The sequence below is a fragment of the Aminobacterium sp. MB27-C1 genome (genome assembly GCF_030908405.1).
In the GTDB taxonomy this organism is placed as follows: domain Bacteria; phylum Synergistota; class Synergistia; order Synergistales; family Aminobacteriaceae; genus Aminobacterium.
The window spans coordinates 2,272,427-2,290,556 of sequence record NZ_CP133089.1; the positions used below are offsets into that span (position 1 = coordinate 2,272,427).

Annotated in this window: 16 protein-coding genes; 7 read left to right on the forward strand and 9 right to left on the reverse strand. The window is 39.3% G+C overall.

Annotated features, from left to right (window positions below):
• Position 1 precedes the first annotated feature (1 nt).
• From RBH88_RS10975 to RBH88_RS10990, 4 genes are all read right to left on the reverse strand, one after another.
• Complete coding sequence (locus tag RBH88_RS10975; protein WP_213695361.1) at positions 2-979, reverse strand: aspartate-semialdehyde dehydrogenase; 978 nt, start codon at positions 977-979, stop codon at positions 2-4.
• A gap of 420 nt (positions 980-1,399) precedes the next feature.
• Positions 1,400-2,245: a pantoate--beta-alanine ligase gene (gene panC / locus RBH88_RS10980; protein WP_213690086.1), complete on the reverse strand. Its 846-nt coding sequence runs from the start codon at positions 2,243-2,245 to the stop codon at positions 1,400-1,402.
• Between the two features lie 45 nt (positions 2,246-2,290).
• Positions 2,291-3,169, reverse strand: coding sequence for a YitT family protein (locus RBH88_RS10985; protein ID WP_213701449.1), 879 nt, complete (start codon positions 3,167-3,169; stop codon positions 2,291-2,293).
• 37 nt (positions 3,170-3,206) lie between these two features.
• A complete protein-coding gene (locus RBH88_RS10990) occupies positions 3,207-3,959 on the reverse strand; it encodes a hypothetical protein (protein ID WP_213690084.1) in 753 nt (250 codons plus the stop codon).
• A 164-nt stretch (positions 3,960-4,123) separates the two neighbouring features.
• Here RBH88_RS10990 and RBH88_RS10995 point away from each other — a divergent pair, with 164 nt between their 5' ends.
• Both RBH88_RS10995 and RBH88_RS11000 read left to right on the forward strand, forming a co-directional pair.
• Positions 4,124-5,329 carry a M20 family metallopeptidase gene (locus RBH88_RS10995; protein ID WP_213690083.1) on the forward strand — a complete coding sequence of 402 codons (1,206 nt, stop codon included), beginning with the start codon at positions 4,124-4,126 and terminating at the stop codon, positions 5,327-5,329.
• 23 nt (positions 5,330-5,352) lie between these two features.
• Positions 5,353-6,558, forward strand: coding sequence for a hypothetical protein (locus RBH88_RS11000; RefSeq protein ID WP_307879646.1), 1,206 nt, complete (start codon positions 5,353-5,355; stop codon positions 6,556-6,558).
• Between the two features lie 71 nt (positions 6,559-6,629).
• Here RBH88_RS11000 and RBH88_RS11005 read toward each other — a convergent pair whose 3' ends face one another.
• The 5 genes from RBH88_RS11005 to dnaA all read right to left on the reverse strand — a co-directional run bounded on the left by RBH88_RS11005 (position 6,630) and on the right by dnaA (position 12,795).
• Positions 6,630-7,112: a DUF721 domain-containing protein gene (locus RBH88_RS11005; protein ID WP_213690082.1), complete on the reverse strand. Its 483-nt coding sequence runs from the start codon at positions 7,110-7,112 to the stop codon at positions 6,630-6,632.
• Positions 7,093-8,988 carry a tRNA uridine-5-carboxymethylaminomethyl(34) synthesis enzyme MnmG gene (gene mnmG, locus RBH88_RS11010; RefSeq protein ID WP_213701448.1) on the reverse strand — a complete coding sequence of 632 codons (1,896 nt, stop codon included), beginning with the start codon at positions 8,986-8,988 and terminating at the stop codon, positions 7,093-7,095. The genes RBH88_RS11005 and mnmG overlap by 20 nt, the downstream gene beginning before the upstream one ends.
• Positions 8,989-9,023: 35 nt before the next feature.
• The gene (recF, locus tag RBH88_RS11015) at positions 9,024-10,091 is read right to left on the reverse strand and encodes a DNA replication/repair protein RecF (RefSeq protein WP_307880087.1); all 1,068 of its coding nucleotides are present in this window, start codon (positions 10,089-10,091) and stop codon (positions 9,024-9,026) included.
• Complete coding sequence (gene dnaN, locus RBH88_RS11020) at positions 10,088-11,239, reverse strand: DNA polymerase III subunit beta (protein ID WP_213690080.1); 1,152 nt, start codon at positions 11,237-11,239, stop codon at positions 10,088-10,090. The genes recF and dnaN overlap by 4 nt, the downstream gene beginning before the upstream one ends.
• A 227-nt stretch (positions 11,240-11,466) precedes the next feature.
• A complete protein-coding gene (dnaA, locus tag RBH88_RS11025) occupies positions 11,467-12,795 on the reverse strand; it encodes a chromosomal replication initiator protein DnaA (protein ID WP_213690079.1) in 1,329 nt (442 codons plus the stop codon).
• Positions 12,796-13,192: 397 nt separating this feature from the next.
• Here dnaA and RBH88_RS11030 point away from each other — a divergent pair, with 397 nt between their 5' ends.
• Genes RBH88_RS11030 through RBH88_RS11050 form a run of 5 tightly spaced genes read left to right on the forward strand, consistent with a single transcriptional unit; the run spans position 13,193 to position 18,118 of the window.
• Positions 13,193-14,203 carry a DHH family phosphoesterase gene (locus RBH88_RS11030; RefSeq protein ID WP_213690078.1) on the forward strand — a complete coding sequence of 337 codons (1,011 nt, stop codon included), beginning with the start codon at positions 13,193-13,195 and terminating at the stop codon, positions 14,201-14,203.
• 27 nt (positions 14,204-14,230) lie between these two features.
• On the forward strand, positions 14,231-15,457 hold the full coding sequence (locus tag RBH88_RS11035; protein ID WP_213690077.1) for an MFS transporter: 1,227 nt from the start codon (positions 14,231-14,233) through the stop codon (positions 15,455-15,457).
• Positions 15,458-15,506: 49 nt separating this feature from the next.
• Positions 15,507-16,754, forward strand: a complete 1,248-nt coding sequence (locus tag RBH88_RS11040; RefSeq protein ID WP_213699220.1) for an SPFH domain-containing protein — start codon at positions 15,507-15,509, stop codon at positions 16,752-16,754.
• Positions 16,755-16,775: 21 nt separating this feature from the next.
• A complete protein-coding gene (locus RBH88_RS11045) occupies positions 16,776-17,510 on the forward strand; it encodes a hypothetical protein (protein ID WP_213695529.1) in 735 nt (244 codons plus the stop codon).
• A gap of 23 nt (positions 17,511-17,533) precedes the next feature.
• Positions 17,534-18,118, forward strand: a complete 585-nt coding sequence (locus tag RBH88_RS11050; protein WP_213690104.1) for a DUF4234 domain-containing protein — start codon at positions 17,534-17,536, stop codon at positions 18,116-18,118.
• The last annotated feature ends 12 nt before the right edge of the window (positions 18,119-18,130 follow it).

The window sequence follows — 18,130 nt, forward strand, 5'->3', positions numbered from 1 at the left end:
GTTAAATGTTGCGGGCATTGAGTGCCCGATGTTTTTTTAATATCCGAACGGCATTCGTAGCCGCTCCAACACGAATGTTATCCGCGACATTCCACATTAAGAAACGTCTATCGTCAAAGGCGCGAAGACGAGAAACGTACACAAAATCGGTTCCTGCACCCTCAAGGGGGGAAATTACGCTATCTGTTAAAACCACATCTTCACTTGATTCAATAGCTCCACGCAAATCCTCAAGGGAAGCTGCATCGCGAGTTTCTATCCATATAGCCTCTGAATGACCATATAAGACAGGAACACGAACAGTAGTAGGCCATATACTAATAGAGTCATCCCGTAATATCTTATGGGTTTCATGAACCATTTTCATTTCTTCATCAGAAAAACCGTTGTCTAAAATAGTTCCAATGTGGGGAATAACGTTAAGATGAATTTGACGAACAAATTTTTGAGGGTGTATATGTCCTTCGATCTGACTCTGAAGTTCGTTCATTCCCTTTTTCCCAGCTCCAGAAACAGATTGATACGTACTCACTACTATAGATTTTATTCCAAAACGGCGATGAATTTCATAGAGCCCAAGAACCATTTGAATAGTTGAACAGTTAGGATTGGCAACAATCCCTCTGTATCCTTCAAGAATATCTCCGTTGATCTCGGGAACGATAAGAGGAATAGTAGCGTCTCTTCTAAAAGCAGAGGAATTATCAATGACAACAGATCCCGCTTCTGCCGCAGTGGGAGCATACTCTTTAGCAACATCGGAACCAGCGGAAAAAAGAACGTAATCAAAACCTTCTCGAAGAACGTCATGAGTAAGTTCTTCAACAGTATAGGACTTTCCGCCAAAAAGAAGCGACATTCCTGCTGTTCGCGCAGAAGCAAAAAGGCGAAGTTCATCTGGCTGAACTTTATGTTCTTCAAGCACCTTTATCATCATACGTCCCACTTCTCCTGTAGCTCCTACCACTGCAATTCTCATTATAATTCCTCCTTTACCTCTTCATACATAAAAAAAGAGACCCGTCCCCGAAGGGACGAGCCTCTTGAAATTCAAATGCCCGCGGTACCACCCTGCTTGAACACATCTATATTGTGTTCCGCCTCGATCTTCGTAACGTGAAGATAAGTCCGTGAGTGTACTTCAGCTCTATGCCTTTCCACCCCAGCTCAACAGGTTTTAAGATTTTCCCGCCTCCTTAAGGATGTCTCTCAGCCGGTGAACATCCATCTCTGGTAAGGAATAATAGATCAGAAAAAACGCCCTGTTTCATTGCCTTTAGCGTAGTAATATTATAAAGTTCCAGTTTCCATAGATTGGGACGGATTATACGAAACAAATAGAAAACTGTCAAGGGATATAAACACTATCTGTTACATTATATGCAATATAATGCCTTTTCTATACGGTAATGATTACATTATCAATAAGACGTGTTGCACCAAATTTAACGGCCAAAGCAATGAGTATGTCTCCAGAAAGCACTGTAAGAGGCTGTAAGTTATGCAAGCTTACAAGAGCTACATAATCTATGTAAGCTTTTTCCATAGTGCAAATCTGTTTTTCTATCGCTTTTGTTATCGTTTTAGCGTCACGCTCCCCTTCATCGATCATTTTTTGGGCCATTTCGAGAGATTTATGAAGAACAGCCGCCTGCATCCGTTCCTCATTTGTAAGATAGGTATTACGAGAACTCATCGCGATGCCATCTTTTTCCCTGACAATAGGACATACGCAAATTTTTACGTTTTGGTTGAGATCTCTTACCATTTTTTGAATCACAATAGCCTGTTGAGCATCTTTTTGACCAAAGTACGCCCGATCCGGCTGAATAATATTAAAAAGTTTTGTTACGACTGTTGTAACCCCACGAAAATGCCCTGGCCGAGAACGACCACATAAAACCTTGGTCAAATCTGTAACTTCAACATATGTCTCATAATTCTCCGGATACATTTCTTCAACTGATGGATGGAAAATAAAAGTAGCACCTGCCTCTTCAGCTAAAAGAGCGTCCCTTTCAACATTCCGTGGGTATTCTTCATAATCCTCTTGAGGGCCAAATTGCGTAGGATTGACAAAGACACTAACAACAACAATGTCATTTTCTTGAGCTGCCTTACGAATAAGAGAAAGATGTCCATCATGTAAGAAACCCATTGTGGGTACCAGCCCTATTTTCTGACCAACCTGTCTGCTGCTAATTAACTTTTCACGCATTGTGTCTATTCTGGTAATTACTTCCATTTGGAGAATCTCAACCTCCTTATGACAAGCCTTTTTAAAGAAAAACTAAATATTCTTCCAGTGTTTAAAACCACAGCCGACAACTTCCGAAACATCGGAAAGAATGATAAAAGCCGTTGGATCAATAGAAACAGTATAGCGTTTAAGCTCCATAGCCTGTCTTCTTGTTAAAACCACCATCAGCATATTTTTATATTCTCCTGAATAGGCGCCTTTTGCATCAATTATTGTGGCACTACGATCAAGATCATCAATAATGAATTGTTTAACATCGTCAGTGTGATTCGTAATAATCATCAATTGCTTTCTACGATCAAATGATTTTAAAACATTATCAATAGTGAGGCTCTCAATATAGAGAAGAACTCCTCCCATAAGAAGCTGTTCTAAATCAACAACAAACCACGATGTAAGAAGAATAGCTATATTGATGTAAAAAGAGTACATTCCTACATCTATACCATATTTTTTTCTCGCCGCCATAACAATGACATCCGTTCCTCCAGTGGATCCTCCTCCTCTGAAAACAAGTCCCATTCCCAAGCCTCCTAGCACTCCTCCTAGAATTGCCGCTAAAAAAATATTATGGAGTACCGGATATGTAAAAAGCTCAAAAAACATGATTGAAATTGTCATCAGAGAAGAAACGTAGAGTGTAAGAAACACAAAACGTGGCGATAATACTCTCCATCCCCAAAGAAGCAAAATAATATTACCAAAGGCAAGAATCCAAGCTGGAGAAATTCCCCAGGCGTAGTGACTTATAAGCGCTATTCCTGTGAGGCCAGTACTAGCAAATTTATAAGGCACAGTAAGAGCAATGATAGCAAAACTCATGATAATTGTGCCTATAGTCATATAGAGCAACGTTCCCCATTCACGGCGAATCCATTGTTTTGTTTCAGAAAGCAAAAGAGTGAACATAGTTAATATATTGGCCTCCGTACGAAATATAAAATAATTAATTCCAAGGAATAAAAATACGTCTTCGCTCCCTTGTAGCTATTTCATAAATAAACCCTGTGTCTCGATCCCACGCATAATATCCGTTTGATGCAGGCCGACCAACGCTGTCAAGAAAAACCATATTTTTAAAAAGGACATTATTATAACTGATCCACCCTCGAAAGGAACGAACAAGAGGCAATCTTCCCCTCTTTATAAATTCAAACCAATGGGGAGGAACAGGAACACCACGTTTCTCCAAACGTTTAAGTATAAGCTCGTATTCCGCAGGAGCTGTTTCTAAAAAATAGAATTTACCTCTCGATGAAGAACGCAAATCATGAATGAGGTTGTAAGCAAGCCACGGAGCAGGTTCATCAGAAAGTTCAGTAAGAGATAAAACAAGAATATAAAAACCATCTATCACTGCCAATGATTGAGGTATAAGCGTCGGATACCAGAATCCTTTAACATTTTCCCATTTCCCTATATTTCCTGAACATAGTTTTTCTAAAAGAGAAAGACCATTAGCTGCCTTTTGTCGTGGAGTCAAATCTTGGTATAACGATCTCCACAAATCCTCTGCAGAAAGATTATAAGCTTCCTGAAGTAATTTCTCACTGTATTCATTAACCTCTTTTGTCATATCTGACTTTAAATTGTAAAAACGAACGAGATCGTCCCATTCACTTGCACACAAGCGACAACTCATAATTCCTATTAAGATTAAACTTATACAAATTTTTTTAATAAATTTACTCTTTTGCATACAATATCCACTCCTTTCTTTTGGCCTTTTTGCTCTTTATCGAAGTAAAATCCTTGATTTATATGATGAAATTAGATAATCTTCTATCAAGGTTTATTTTTTTAAATTATCAATATAATTTTCACTATCAAAATATGTCTTTTTGTAAAAAAGGAGGAACAATTATGTACAATACCATCTCTCAACTCGCTGAAAAATATGAAGACGAAATTATTAAACTCCGCCGACATTTTCATGCTCATCCTGAATTATCCTGGAAAGAGGTAGAAACCACACAAAAAATTATCGAAATATTAAAAGAATTAGGGTATTCTATTATCCAAGTCGGCTTTGGCGACACAGAGTCTGGCGTTGTAGCTGAAATAGGCGGCGCAGAAAATTCAACGTGTATCGCTTTGAGAGCTGATATTGATTGCCTTCCCCTGAAAGAAGAAACAGGTCTTCCTTTTGCTTCGATAAATGATTACATGCATGCTTGTGGCCACGATGCTCACACAGCAATGCTCCTTGGTGCTGCATATATTTTAGCTGATATGAAGAATGAGCTCAAAGGACGCGTTCGACTTATATTCCAGCCTGCGGAAGAACATGGCATAAAGTCTGGAGCTTTAGCAATGATCAAAGAAGGAGCTTTAGAGAATGTAAATGCTGCCGTTGGTCTCCATATATGGGCCCCCATTCCAGCAGGAAAAGTTGCTTATCGAAAAGGAGCTATTATGGCTTCCGCTGACGGATGGTATCTCAGAATTAAAGGAAAGGGCGGACATGGTTCATCACCTGAACTTTCAGTCGATCCGACTATAGCCGCTTCAAAAATTGTCACTGCCCTTCATACTATTGTCAGTCGAGAAATAGATCCTCAGGAAACAGCAGTCGTAAGTCTCGGCGGACTCCAAACAAATTCAAACAGTTTCAATATCATTCCAGACTCAGTCACCATGAATGGAACAGTCAGAACATTTAATCCAGAAGTTCAGGATCACATTGAAGAAGCCATTCATCGAATTGTTGAAGGAGAGTGTCTCGCTTCCCGATGTGAAGGCAAACTTGATTATAAACGATTTTTACCCGCAACAATAAACGACCCCGATATGATTTCCATGGCAATGGATGTAGCAGCAGAATTAATAGGTAAGGAAAATGTAGAAGAGTGCCGCCTTGTTATGGGATCGGAAGATTTTAGCTATTTTGGTCAACATGTTCCATCGGCATTTTTCTTCCTCGGAGCCGGTAACCCTGAAAAAGGAATAAATTTTCCACATCATCACCCCAAGTTCCAAATAGATGAAGATGTTCTCAAGACAGGCTCTGCTCTTTTAGCTGGTATTGCTTGTCATTATTTGTCGCACCAGTCGAACCATACGAAGTAAAAAATTCAGGGAGGTGTCTGCGTATGCAACAAATGAGCGTCATAATGTCTTTTTGTGTTATTACTGTTTTTATGGCCATTGGGGATGTTGTTTCAAATAAGACGAAAGCTTTTGTACCCTCTGTTTTTGTCGCCGCTACGCTTTTTCTTTTTGGTTTCTGGACTTTTGTTCCAAGCAATGTTGATATCATCGCTGGTCTTGGTATGCCTGTTGCTCTCATGGCAATGTACTTGCTATTGGTTCATATGGGAACTTTAATGAGTCTCAAAGAATTGGTATCTGAATGGAAAACTATTACCATTGCGTTATGCGGAATTGGAGGTATGGTTGGCGTATTATTAACTTTAGGTCGTCTTTTTGTAGCGAAGGAGGCCATTATTGTTGGAACACCTCCTCTCACAGGAGGAATCGTTGCTGCTATCATGATGAATCAAGCAGCTACAGAAAAAGGGTTAACAACTCTTGCTATTCTTGCCATCGTTATGTACGTTATGCAAGGATTCGTTGGATATCCATTAACAGCCTTAGCTCTGAAAAAAGAAGGAAAACGTTTGCTCAGTATTTATCATAATGGAGGAGAAGAACTCGAAAAACTTCAAGTAAATTCGAAATCAAATAAACAAACAGCTGAAACTCGAGGCCGTTTTCAATTTATTCCCCCTCTTCCTGATTCATATCAAACTACTTTCATGCTTTTGGCAAAAACAGGCCTTGTAGCATGGGCTGCTGTAGGAGCCTCCGCATTGATGAATGATTTTATTTCCAAATTCGTTCTCTGCCTTATTTTTGGTGTCATTGCTGCAGAAATAGGTTTCCTCGAAAGAAAGCCTTTAAATAAATCTGGATCGTTTGGATATTTAATGCTTTCATTAATGGCTTATGTTTTTGTAGCGTTAGCAAAAGCAACACCGGCTATGTTGACACAAATGGCAGGAGATCTTGTCATTATTATTATCATTGGCGTTATAGGTATGGGAATTGCTTCAATGATCGTCGGCAAACTACTTGGATATTCAAAAGCTATGGCGTTTGCCCTTACTCTTACTGCACTCTATGGTTTCCCTCCCAATTACATTCTTACCGAAGAAGCTGCCAGAGCTCTAGCAGATAACCCAGAAGAATTTAATTTTCTTATGGACCATATGTTACCTAAAATGCTTGTCGGTGGATTTACGACTGTTACCGTCGCATCAGTTATTATTGCCGGCATTTTTGTAAAAATGCTCTAATCTATAAAAAATAGATGCACAAGAAAGCCCTGGAAGTTATTCTCCAGGGCTTTTTATTATGAACTAAAAAATCATCTTTTGTTCTTTTGTCCAAAACGACGACTCCATGTAGCCATTAAAGACGCTAAAGACAATGCAATATCCGGATCATCAATCCTATCTTTCACTCGCTCTAAATTTTTTGAAATATCTTCAGTTCTCGGAGATATATATTCTCTTTTTCGTTGCGCCGTTTTTATTGTCTTTTGACGAACATTGCCAACAATAACTTTAACCTCACATACAGGGAGATCCCATCCATCTCTCACTTTTTTAGCTACTATGGCTCCCATCATGGAAAGACGCTGTGCAGCTATGGGACTTTCTGCACGTATGCAGAGCTGCGTACCTTCTAAAGCAAAAGGTTGGCTTTTCTTTGCCAGTGTTTTACCAACAACTTCTTCCCAGCGTTGAGCGACATGAGAGAGAAGAATATTTTTTTTTGCTGCAGGCGAAAAAGACCTACCAAGCAAAGCTGCAATAGAACTCGCTTCGTTACGACGCCGTAACCTCACTTTTTTTCCGCCTCCTTCTTGTCTCAAGATAGACAGACAGAAGTTGAATATCTGCCGGAGTAACACCAGAAATACGACTGGCTTGAGCAAGATTTTGGGGCTTTATCTTTTCTAGTTTTTGACGGCTTTCAGCAAGGAGCCCAGGAACTTCATCGTAAGAAAAATCATCAGGAATATAGATTTTTTCCCCTTTATGAAGCCGAAGAACCTGTCTCTTCTGGCGTTCAATATACCCTGCATATTTAATCTCAATAGTAAGACTTTGAGCCTCTTCATCAGTTAATGTATAGTCAAGAGCAGGCAAAAATGGTTGCAGACCTCCATATGTTACTTCAGGCCTGCACAAAAGATCTTTTGCACGTACCCCCTCTTCAAGAGGAGAAGAACCTATGCTATTTAACCAACCATTAACTTCACTTGACGGAGTAATTCTAATCTGTGAAAGCCTTTCTATTTCTTGATCGACAACGTTCCATTTTTTCTGTATTTGATTCCATCGGTCATCATCAATAAGCCCTAATTTTCTTCCTATAGGTGCAAGCCGACGGTCAGCATTGTCAAAACGAAGAAGAAGACGATATTCGCAACGACTCGTCAACATACGATAGGGTTCATTTGTACCTTTAGTAACCAAATCATCGATAAGCACCCCAATATATGCATCAGATCTTCTAAGAATAAGAGGTTCCTCATTACGAACAGACAACGTGGCATTAATACCCGCCATAAGCCCCTGAGCAGCAGCCTCTTCATAACCTGACGTTCCATTAATCTGTCCGGCACAAAATAGCCCTTTAACTTTTTTGGTTTCAAGAGATGAATAAAGTTGTGTGGGAATAACATAATCATACTCAATAGCGTAGCCAGCTCTCGTAATTTGAGCCCTCTCGCATCCTGGCAGAGCATGAACAATGGCTACCTGGACATCATAAGGTAAGCTAGTGGAAAAATTCTGAACGTATACTTCTTTATTTTTCCATGAAACAGGTTCCAAAAAAACAGGATGACTATCCTTATCTGGAAATTTAATGACTTTATCTTCTATAGAAGGGCAATATCTTGGTCCAAAACCATGCATCCGCCCTGTCCAAAGAGGAGAACGTTCAAGATTTTCTCTGATAATGTCATGAAGATGCCTATTAGTTCGCGTTAAATAACATGAATATCCCTTATATGTTTTCTTTTCGCCCCAAATATCAAAACATAGGGGATCTTCGGCACTTTTTTGTTCGACAAGAGAAGGTGTATCTATAGTATCAAGGTGAAGACGCGGCGTTGTGTCTGTTCTCATTCGGCTTAATTCTATTCCATTTTCAATAAGTGAACGACTTAACTCTGTAGCAGGCATCTGCCCCATAGGGCCCGAATCATAACTTAAAAGGCCAATGTGTACTTGTCCCTTTAAGTATGTTCCTGTTGTCAGAACCACAGCTTTTGCTTCATATGTAAAACCATATTTCGTTTTAACCCCACGTACGCGGCCATTTTCAACCCACAAATCGGTAACGATATCCTGATGTACTTCAAGATTAGGTGTCGTTTGTATAGCCCATATAAAATGATCTCTATAATCATGAAGATCACATTGAGCCCGTAAAGCCTGTACAGCTGGACCTTTTGACGTATTAAGCCAACGAACAAGCATAGTTGAACGATCCGCCGCTCTTGCCTGTTCGCCTCCCAGAGCATTTCCTTCTCGAACGAGATGACCTTTTGCAGGACCACCAATGGAAGGATTACAAGGCATGAGAGCTGTGTTATCAAGATATAGATTTAACATGAGGGTTTTTGCTCCCATGCGAGCTGCCGCTAAAGAAGCCTCACACCCGGCATGACCACCACCTACAACTATAACATCGTACTTATTTTGCACCATTTCTCCAATCTCACCTTTTCTTTTCTCTTAAATCTCTATGAATTTTTTCTCTCAATATCTCCTTGGTGAACGTTCCAAATAGCTCCCGGCCAATGTCCCATAGAACTCTCAGCAGTCGCAGCAAAAACCTGCCATGACGATTGAACAAGGGTTTCAATAAGAAGCTGTCTTCCATAATCATCAAGTTCAGCTGCAATTTCATCAAGAATCAAAATAGGTTTTCGACGCATCTTTCTCTCTACAGCCCATCCTGCAGCAAGCATTAATGAAGCTGCTGTTCTCCGTCTCTGTCCACGACTCATCGTCATCGTCACAGGTTGTCCCTTCGACGTAATAATCATATCATCCCGTTGTGGCCCCACTTGGGGAACTGTTGTGATACGCTCTTTATCTCTCCATTTTTTAACAGATCGCCAATAATCTTCGAGTGGATCTTGTAAATCAAAAGCTCCTCCCCTCTGAAAAGTAAGTTCTATTTCTGCAGGAAGAAGTGCATAAAATTCTTTTATTCCTATATTTAAAAGATCAACAGCAGCGGCTCGAGTCGACCATATCCACGAAACAAGAGGAGCAAGAACTTTTGAAGTTAGAGAAGGATCTTTTCTTTCTTTTAGCAAGATAGCACGATGGCGTAATGTCTTACGACAATCACTCATCTTCCGAACATACAAAGGAAAAAGTAAAGCACATAGACGATCAAGAAACTGACGTCGAACTGACGGAGCTCCATCTACTATAGCCAAATCCCCAGGAAGAAAAGCCAACGTTGGAATGTTAGAACGTATTGTTCCATACGTCGTTCGTTTTCCATCACACTGGATAACATTTTTCTCTCCTACAGTTGCCACAATATCTATATCGCCTTCTCCAGAAAAAAAACCTCTTAAAAAAGCCTGTTTTTCTTCTATATTCCAGTTCACAAGAACGCTTTTCCTTTGAGAACGAAAAGGGCCCCACCCAGAAAGAAAATGAAGAGCCTCCAGTGCATTTGTCTTTCCAGAGCCGTTATTTCCAATAAGCAAATTAAGCCCCGCAGCCCATTCAAGACGGCGAGGCGTTAAATTTCTAAAATTATGCCACGAAGTCAGTCTGCAATAGACTATTCTTCTTCGTTCCTTTCATATGCAAGTTCAGATTCGTTGAGCTTAATAGGCATAAGCATATAAAGGAAATCATTTCCGCCTGGTCGAAGCATGCTCATTTGCCCTTCTGGTCCGTTGAATGTAACGTATACATTTTCACTATGTAAAGCTTTTAATCCATCTAGAAGGTAAGAAACATTAAAAGCAATCAATAAAGGTTCACCATCAATTTGTGCATCTAATATTTCTTCAGCCTCGCCTATTTCAGGGGCTCGTCCAATCATACGAAGATCTCCATTAGGAGAAAGTTTTAAAATAACCATACGACTATGGTCTTTAACAACAACATCAACTCTTTCAAGAGCTTCTGTTAATGCGTTTCTTGAGACTGTTAATGTTGTTGTACTTTGAGGATTTAAAATTTTCTCGTAATTAGGAAAAGAAGATTCTATTTTCCGAATTGAAAATTCTACATCACCCATCTGAAAATACGCAAGTGTATTATCGTGAAGAATTCGAACTGGCTTATCGGCTTCTAAAGATGAAAGTTGACGCAGAAGCTCTTTTAGTCCTGCTAAAGGAAGAAGCATTTTTTCTGTTTCACCATAATCATCAAGTAATGCTTTTGATAAAGAAAGTCGTCGTCCATCAGTGGAAACTACTCGAAGTTCACTCTCTTTAAGTTCAAGAAGGGCTGCACCTAAGTACTTGGGAAACTCTTCTCCAAGGGTACTGGCAACTGTTCCTTCACTTAAAATTTGAGAGAGTTTTTCTGCTTTAGCAGTGCAGAAAAATTGCGCATTATCTGCTGAGGGGAGATGTGGAAATTCTTCAACAGGGTATGTAGAAAAACGATATGTATTTCTTCCTGCAAAAATAATTCCTTTTCCTTCTTTCACCGAAACAGTAAATGTTTCAGTAGGAGCTTTTTTAAAAAGTTCTCCGACAATTTTAACAGGAAGAATAGCTTCTCCGCTTTCTTCGATATTTACCCCAGTGGCAATACACTTAATAGATGTTTTGAGATCTGTAGCTTCAAGTATTACAGAAGTGTCATCAACACGACATAAAATTCCAGAAAGAGAGCTTATAGTACTTTTTGTGCTTGTTACTCTTTCTGCTGTTTGCCAACTTTTCATGAAATCGGGTTTGCTCACCTGGAGTCTCATAACATATTCCCTCCCGTTGTTATTATCTTTATTATTTATGTATATAGGTAATAATGATAGTAATAGGTACTGTGGATAGTGTGGAAATCGTCGTCAGCCATTCTAAAATGTAACTTTCTTTGGTGGATAAATACTCACAACTTCTCCCCGAGTTATACACATTGTCCACAGTAGAATTGTGAAAAACTTGAATAATTTACTTATTCACATCCTATTCAGAGCTATTTTCACAGCTTATTCTCTATGTTATCCACAATTTCTTTCATTCGTGGCTGCTCTTCTATGAGTTTGGATATTTTTCTTTGGGCGTGGAGAACTGTAGTGTGATCCTTTTTATTAAAGGAAAGTCCCACCTGTTGTAGACTTGCGTCAGTAAGTTTTCGACAAAGATACATTGCGACTTGTCGAGCTAAGGCAATATCCGAAGTACGTCGATTTCCTACAAGATCTTCAACTCTCAGACTGAAATTCTCGGCAACTATCTGTTGAATAGTATCAACACTAATGGGCCCCTTGGAGTTGTGGCGAATAATATCTTTTAGCCATTGGGCAGCATTTTCCTCAGTAATAGGCTCACTATTGAGTTCTGCACAAGCGACAACTCTATTAAGAGCTCCTTCCAACTCTCTGATATTACTTGGAACGTTTTGCGCAAGAAAAGAAATAACGTTTTCTGGAACCTCGTAGTTACGAATTTGTGCCTTTTTTTCGAGAATGGCAATACGTGTTTCAAGGTCAGGCATTTGAATGTCGGTAACTAAGCCCCATTCAAAGCGGCTCACAAGACGATCTTCTATATTTTGTATCTCTTTAGGAGGACGGTCGGAACAGATAACAATCTGTTTTTTGCTTACATGAAGCTGATTGAATGTGTGGAAAAATTCTTCCTGGCTGCTTCCCTTGTTTCCTAAAAATTGAATATCATCAATGAGAAGAATATCCACATTTCTATATTTAGATTTAAACTCTTGAGTTCTGTTATTTTTTATAGATTGTATAAATTCGTTAATGAACTTTTCGGAACTTACATATGTTACTTTAAGTGAATTGTTTTTATTAAGAACATAATGCCCAATAGCATGCATGAGGTGGGTCTTTCCTAAACCGACACCTCCCCATATAAATAAAGGGTTATACGCTTCTCCTGGAGTTTCTGCTACAGCAAGACTCGCGGCATGAGCGAGTCGATTAGATTTACCAACGACAAAACTATTAAAAATATAATTTGGGTTTAAGCCGCTTCTAGAGAGAGTACCTGTTTGTTGAACAGCCCTCTCTGCTCGTTGTTGTTCATCTTTTCGTGTTTCTGAAGCTAATTTTAATTCAATAGATTGCGCATATCCCTTATCGTCAAGAATATCTTCGATAAGATTTTGAAACCTTTTAGAAATTTGTTCTTTAACAAAAACATTTGGAACATCAATAATAAAGACACCGTCCACAATTGAGAGAGGAACGCAGGTTTTCAACCATAAATCTGCAGTCCCTTCAGGCATTGCTTTTTCAATGCTGTTGAGAACATCATCCCAGATGTCACTAATTTTTTTATCCACCAATTTATTCACCTCGACCGATGGATTCACCTCATCTTACCACAGCGTATCCACAAAAGTTATCCACATATCCACACTATATCCACGATTTATTCAAAGGAGAACAAGCCCCATGTTACCTAAAGTACTCGAATTTCAAAAATAAACTGTCAAAATGACTAATCTTTACCAAAGGGTCGTACAGGAGTTTTGCCAACTATCCACATACTATTCACAACTTGTGGATAGTTGGGGAAAATTTATGTTTTTTACCCACAAGGGATGACCTAAACTCTTGCAGAGGGAATCATATCATATTTTTATCCATCGTTTGTGGATAATTTCTACACATCTTTAGAAAACTCCGGTTAAAATAAGAAATACACACGTATCATGATTTTTATCTTTAGGGGGAATGTTTATGGCATATATGTGTCATATTATCAGCCATACAGATTTAGACGGCATTACTGCTGCTGCCGTGGCATGGCATCATTTTCGTAATGAGTTTCCTGTGAAAGTTTCTCTTGTTGGGTATGGTAGTGTGGATAGTCTTATTCTCGAAAATTTAAAGGCACAAATCCCTACAATAGTTCTCGACCTTTTTTGTCAAAAAGAAAAAACTATAGAAGAGATTGATCATTCTTACGATATAAACACCCTTCCTTTCAATTGTCCCTTTGTTTTTGATCATCATGAGACAACGGCTCAACGTTATGCCAATCGTCCATGGCTAGTTGTCGACACATCAAAATGTGCAGCAAAAGTCTACTTTGAATGGCTACTTGAACACGCTCCTCGTACGGCATCCCAATGTTTGTCTGACATGGTGGATATTGCTAACGATAGAGATTTATGGTTAAACCAGCGGGAAGAAAGCAGATTATGGCAGGCTATGATTACATTATGTGGTCCTGAAAGTGTTTTAACACGTTTGGCAGCTTCTCCTTCATCGCATTTGAAGCCTTTTGAAGAAGAGGCTGCTCGTGATTTTATTAAAAGGCAAGAGATCCGGTTTGAAAAAGCTCTTGCAACTATAAATCGGTTCAAGGATATTGCATTTGTTGAAGATGGAATTCTCGAATTTGGAGATGTTTCAGATTTCGGTGGCCTCATTCTTGATCGACGTGATAATCCCCCGTTAATCGTTGCTGTTGCTGCTCGTCGTGCTCTTGGAGATTGGGTTTTGTCTCTACGTAGTCGAAATGCTATTGCAGGTAGTGTAGTTGGTATTCTTCGAGATGGTAAAAAAGTGCGAGGTGGCGGCCATGATGATTCTGCTGCTCTTTATTTTCCCCCATATTATACGCAAGAACAGATTAGAAGTTCTCTTGAAGCTGCAGTTCGTACAATTCAAGAGCGGAATGAATCTGCCAGTCTCAATCTTGGGAATTTATTAAAAGATGCAATGAAGTTGGAAGAAGAATCTTAGAACAGAATAGAGGTAAAATTAAATAAAATGTTTAAAGTTACATATTTAAAGAAAAGGTTTTTAAACTTTTTAGCTTTGGAACGAAGTATGATCGGGCTTCTTTCCATGGTTATATTAGTCGGTCTTGGAGAAAGATTAGCAGAACGCTTTCTACCTATATACCTGATTGCTCTTGGAGGAGGTCCTCTGTCTATTGGCCTTCTTAATGGGCTTGATAATTTACTTTCTGCCTTATACTCATATCCGGGAGGCTATCTTGCCGACCGTTTAGGAACAAAAACGTCCCTCTTTCTCTTCAATATCTTGGCAATGATCGGTTTTCTTATCGTTATTTTGTTTCCTTTTTGGTGGGCTGTTATAGGGGCTTCCTTTTTGTTTTTGTCATGGTCTGCTATTTCTTTACCAGCGACAATGAAGCTTATAGCTCAGGTTTTACCTTCTAACAGGCGAACTATGGGTGTTTCTATGCATTCCTTTATTAGACGCATTCCTATGGCTCTAGGACCTATTATAGGGGGAATAATGATAGGCTTTTGGGGAGAAAGAACAGGGGTCAGACTTGCATTTGTTATTGCGTTCATACTGGCTGGATTTGCCCTTTTTTTACAACAAATTCTTATTACCCCTGATCGGGAAATCATAGAACGCCCTGAAAAAAATCCTTTTATTGTTTTTCAGCTTATGCCTACAGACCTTAAAAATTTACTGATTTCAGATATATTGATTCGTTTTTGTGAACAAATTCCTTATGCATTTGTTGTCGTTTGGGCGATGAAGACTATTGCTAATCCTGTTTCAGCCTTTCAATTTGGGATTCTTACAACTATAGAGATGGTTGTTGCCATGTTTATTTATATTCCAGTGGCGTGGCTAGCTGATAGGGGAAATAAAAAAATTTTCGTTGCAATAACTTTCTGCTTTTTTACTATTTTTCCTATCGCACTTTATCATTCTCATTCTTTTTGGCCGCTGGCAGGAGCATTTGTTATTCGCGGATTTAAAGAGTTTGGTGAACCAACGAGGAAATCGCTTATTCTCGATTTAGCTCCGGCAGACCGTCGTGCAGCCATGTTTGGCTTATACTACATGATACGCGATATCATTGTTTCAGTAGCGGCTTTCAGCGGAGCTTTGTTATGGATGGTGAGTCCTGCTGCTAATTTCTACACGGCATTTTTTTGTGGAATAGTGGGAACAGGATGGTTTATAGTAAAAGGGAAAAGTAGCAAACAACTCTTGTCGCAAAACAGATAAACTGGTAGAAAAGATACATATAAAACCATGACGATAGGTGTGATCATCAATGGGAGTTATAAAAGTTGTCGAGTATAACGGACCCGATCCTCACGACGTTTTTGCCTGGAAATTTGTAGATGGGACTGGTCGTTCCGATGAATTGTCCACATGGACACAACTTGTAGTTCGAGAGTCACAGGAGGCTATTTTATTTAAAAATGGACAGGCCTTTGATCTTTTCCCAGCTGGACGTCATACATTAAGCACAAATAACATTCCTCTTATTTCGACTTTTATGAACCTTCCTTATGGGGGGAAATCGCCTTTTAAGGCAGAAGTATGGTATGTCAATAAGCTCTATTCCCTTGATATTAAATGGGGAACGCCAACTCCTATTCAGATTCAAGATCCTCGATATGGAGTGTGGCTGCCTGTTCGTTCCTATGGACAATTTGGAATACGAATCGCTGATTCTCGCAAATTTCTACTTAAACTTGTAGGTAATGTTGCTCTCTTTACCAAAGAGAATCTGACCCGTTTTTTCAGGGGTCTTCTTACTACACGTATTAAAGATCTAATTTCGAGTTACATTGTTATTGAGAAAAAGACTATTCTTGAGCTAAATGCATATCTCAATGAAATATCAGCTCATATGGAAGAGGAAATTCGTCCCATCTTGGGAGATTATGGCATTGAACTCGTTAATTTTTTTGCTAATTCAGTGAACGTACCAGACGATGACCCAGTGGTCATTCAACTTAAAAATGCCCTTGTTAAAAAGGCCGAAATGGATATTTTAGGGTATTCCTATCAGCAGGAACGAAGTTTTGACACTCTCGAAAAGGCTGCGGAAAATGAAGGCAATGGCGCTGGCCTTATGCAGGCTGGAATAGGCTTGGGAATGGGTGTTGGCGTTGGAGGTGCTTTTGGACAGACGGCAGCTCGTATGACGGAGGAGTTGCGTACCGATGGTTCGAAAGAACAAGCAAAGACGAGTGGCATTACCTGTTCTAATTGTGGAGCTTTTCTTCCTAACGATGCTCAATTTTGCTCTCAGTGTGGACGTAAAATACGGTTATGCCAATCATGTGGCAATGATATTCCCGATGAAGCCATGAGATGTCCAGTATGTGGGGCATCTGTTCCCGTTCAGTGTTCTCAGTGTGGCAATATGGTAGGAGCTGATATGCGTTTTTGTCCTTTCTGTGGCCGGGAAATGAAACGTACCTGTCCTTCATGTGGAAAAAACGTAGATCTAAATGCTCGTTTTTGTCCTTCCTGCGGGCAGAAACTAGATGAAAATCCTATCCAGTAAGGGAAGGAGTTTCTAATGAAAATGAAAAATAAATTGAGTCTCGCTCTCCTTTTTGTTATGGCGGTAGTTCTTAGTGCTGTTATTGCTGTTTCCTTCATGACGACAGAGCCCGATGCACGAAGTGCTTATTTTTGGATAACGTTTTTCTTCCTCCTAGTTGGTATCGTTATCTCTTTCTTGTTTGGTTTATTACAGATTCGTATAGATCTTGATAAGGGGCTTCCTACGCCAGCTTTTTTTGGTCTTGGAACACTTATAATTCTTTACGACCTTTTTTTGATTGTTAATCCTCTCCTTTTCTGGAAGGGGTTTGAATTCTCAGTTACAGGATATGCTGTAACGCACATTATTGGATTAGCTGCTTTTTTGTCATTAAGCGGAACGACGCTTATGTCGGCTGTTTCTATTACGGCAAGGGAAAAAGAAGAGAAGGAAGATATCTATACTATTCGTCTTTGGACAGATCGTTTGAACCGAGTCCTTACCCAAGCTCGAGATAACGAATTGAGCGATGATGTTTTGCTAGAGATCCAAAAGCTTGTAGGAAAAATCAGATACACTGATCCTGTAAGTTGTCAGGATGCCCTTCCCATTGAAAAGAAAATAAGCGAAATGATCGAGAAAATTTCAGACGGAATTGATCTTTTTACCGTAGAAGAACAAGGTTCTTCTGAGGAGGAGAAGATTTTAGAAAATCTTAAACAACTTATGGAATATGTAACAGACAGAGAAGAGCTTATCGCTCGTATGAAATAGTTTATATTTGAGGAGGAAATGGAATGGCAGCAGACAATGTTGAAAGGGAACTGACATGTGCGTCATGTGGTGCTAACAATGAGCCAGGTTCCACATATTGTGCATATTGTGGAACGCTTCTGCCGGAAAAGAAAATAGAAAAAGAATCAGTCTCTTCAACAGTTTTTACACCAGTATCGATTTCGGGTGAAAAAATTGCTTTTAAGAGGGTTAGTGTTGGTATAGCAGTTCTTTTTACCATCCTTACTTTCGGTATATATCCAGTAGTATGGGTTTTGTTGAGAAAAAAGGCTTTTAATGAATTAAAAGGAACAGAAAAAATTGCCGGATGGTTGGCATCTTTACCTCTTATTCTGTGGGGGCTTTCCATTGCAATTCAAGATCCGGAAATACAAGGCATTATGAGGATAGCATCATGGATTACATGGATTATTCTTGCTTTTAAGATGAGAAAAATGCTTCGTGAATATATTGCGAGTTTTGGAGATGAAGATGTTCTTCCTAACATTGCTCCATCAAAGATAATGACGTTCTTTTTTACTTTTTTCTATATTCAGTATCATATAAATCGCCTTATCGATATCGGGGTTTTCAAGCGAGCAAATTAAAGTTATAAATTT